The organism is Kitasatospora sp. NPDC091257, assembly GCF_044757675.1.
Taxonomy (GTDB): Bacteria; Actinomycetota; Actinomycetes; order Streptomycetales; family Streptomycetaceae; genus Kitasatospora; species Kitasatospora lactacystinica.
In genome coordinates this window covers 1-2,443 of record NZ_JBIVVI010001291.1, presented here as the reverse complement: position 1 = coordinate 2,443, position 2,443 = coordinate 1, and the positions used below count along the sequence as shown (strand labels likewise).

Sequence of the window (2,443 nt, the reverse complement as noted above, 5' to 3'; positions counted from 1 at the left end):
GAGCCGCAGATCCCCAAGCCGGGCAGCCACTCCTGGATGGTCCCGTGGCTGTCCCTGCAGGCCCGGCTCGGCCTTGACCGGGTGGGAGTTGCCGACGCCGCTGCCGCCGTACTCCTCGGCGTCGGTGTTCAGTGCCTCCTCCCAGAGCTGCTCGCGGCCCGCCAGCCGGGGCAGGCCGACCCGGTGCCCGTGCCGGACGACCGGCGAGAAGTTGCAGAGCGCGACCAGCGGCGAGCCGTCGGCCGCGTACCGGACGAAGGAGAGCAGGTTGTCCTCGGCGGCGCCGCCGTCGAGCCAGCGGAAGCCGTCCGGGACGGTGTCCAGCTCCCACAGTGCCGGGGTGTCGAGGTAGCACCGGTTGAGGTCGCCGACCAGCCGGCGCACCCCGAGGTGGTCCCGGTGGGCCGGCCACTGCTCGTCGAGCACCCACCACTGCGGGCCCTGCTCGTGGTCCCACTCCGCGCCCTGGGCGAACTCCTGCCCCATGAACAGCAGTTGCTTGCCCGGGTGGGACCACATGAAGCCGAGGTAGGCGCGGTGGTTGGCGCGCTGCTGCCACCAGTCGCCGGGCATCTTGGACACCAGCGCCTGCTTGCCGTGCACCACCTCGTCGTGGGAGATCGGCAGGACGTAGTTCTCCGAGTAGGCGTACACCATCGAGAAGGTGATCTCGTTGTGGTGGTACTTGCGGTGCACCGGCTCCTTGGAGATGTAGACCAGCGAGTCGTGCATCCAGCCCATGTTCCACTTCAGCCCGAAGCCGAGGCCGCCGGCGTCGGTGGGCCGGGTGACCCCGTCCCAGGCGGTGGACTCCTCGGCGACGGTGATCACGCCCGGGCAGCGGCGGTAGACGGTGGCGTTCATCTCCTGGAGGAAGGAGGCCGCGTCGAGGTTCTCCCGGCCGCCGTACTGGTTGGGCGTCCAGTCGCCGCCCTCGCGGGAGTAGTCGAGGTAGAGCATCGAGGCGACGGCGTCCACCCGCAGGCCGTCGATGTGGAACTCCTCGCACCAGTACACCGCGTTGGCGACCAGGAAGTTGCGCACCTCCTTGCGGCCGTAGTCGAACTCCAGCGTCCCCCAGTCCGGGTGCTCGGCGCGCAGCGGGTCGGCCGGCTCGTACAGCGGCTCGCCGTCGAAGCGGGCGAGCGCGAAGTCGTCCTTGGGGAAGTGCGCGGGCACCCAGTCGACGATCACGCCGATGCCGTGCCGGTGCAGGGTGTCCACCAGGTGGCGGAAGTCGTCGGGGCCGCCGAGCCGGGCGGTGGGGGCGTAGTAGCCGGACACCTGGTAGCCCCAGGAGCCGCCGAAGGGGTGCTCCATCACCGGCATGAACTCCACGTGGGTGAAGTTCAACTCCTGGAGGTAGCGCGGCAGTTCCTCGGCGATGGCGCGGTAGGTGGTGAGGTCCGGGCGCCAGGACGGCAGGTGCAGCTCGTACACCGACATCGGTGCCCGGTGGTGCGCCGAGCGGGCCCTGCGGGCCATCCACTCGCCGTCCTGCCACGTGTGGTCGGAGGAGGTGACCACCGAGGCGGTGCCGGGCGGGCACTGGGCGGCCCGGGCGAGCGGGTCGGCCTTGTCCAGCACCCAGCCCTGCCGGGTGTGCACCTCGTACTTGTAGGTGGCGCCCTCGGCCAGGCCGGGGACGAACAGCTCCCAGATCCCGGACGAGCCGAGCGAGCGCATCGGGTGCCCGGTGCCGTTCCAGTGGTTGAAGTCGCCGATCAGCCGCACCCCGGCGGCGTTCGGCGCCCAGACCGCGAAGGCGGTGCCGGCCACCCCGTCGACGGTGCGCACGTGCGAGCCGAGCGCCCGCCACAGCTGTTCGTGCCGGCCCTCGGAGATCAGGTGCAGGTCGAGTTCGCCGAGGGTGGGCGGGGTGCGGTAGCCGTCGTGCTGGCGCAGCGGCTCGCCGTCGGGGTACGTCACCAGCAGGGTGTAGTCCGGCGGATCGCCGCCGGCCACCAGGCCGGTGAACAGTCCGCCCTGCTGGTGGGTGAGTTCGGCCGGGCCCTGGGTGGTCTCCACGACCACCCGTTCGGCGAACGGGCGCAGCACCCGGATCGCCGTGCCGCCGAGCACCGGGTGTGCGCCGAGCAGGGCGTGCGGGTCGTGGTGCTGCCCGCCGACCAGCCGGTCCACCTCGGACGGCGGCAACGGTGCCTCGGGCAGCCGCAGCGCCCCGGCGGGGGCCGGGCGTCCGGCCTCCCGGGGTTCTCCGGCGGCGGGCCGGGGGGCGGGCCGGGGCGAGGGTGGAGGCTCGGAGGCGGTCCCGGCGTCCTCCTCCTCGGTCGCCCGGCGCGCTTCGCGGTCGTGGCCGGCGCGCCCTTCGGCCGCCCGCCCTTCGGCTGGGAGCGGTCCGGCCAGGAAGGTGGCCGGTACGGTGCGGGTGGGGCGGCCGGTCGGGTCGATCGGCGTCACGGCGGGGTCCTCCTGCGACGGG

Annotated in this window: 1 protein-coding gene; it reads right to left on the bottom strand. The window is 73.0% G+C overall.

Annotation, left to right across the window (positions count from 1 at the left end; all coding sequences use genetic code 11):
* On the bottom strand, positions 1-2,421 hold a 2,421-nt coding region (gene glgB, locus ACIQOV_RS37445; protein WP_401055251.1), incomplete at its 3' end, for a 1,4-alpha-glucan branching protein GlgB.
* Between the last annotated feature and the right edge of the window lie 22 nt (positions 2,422-2,443).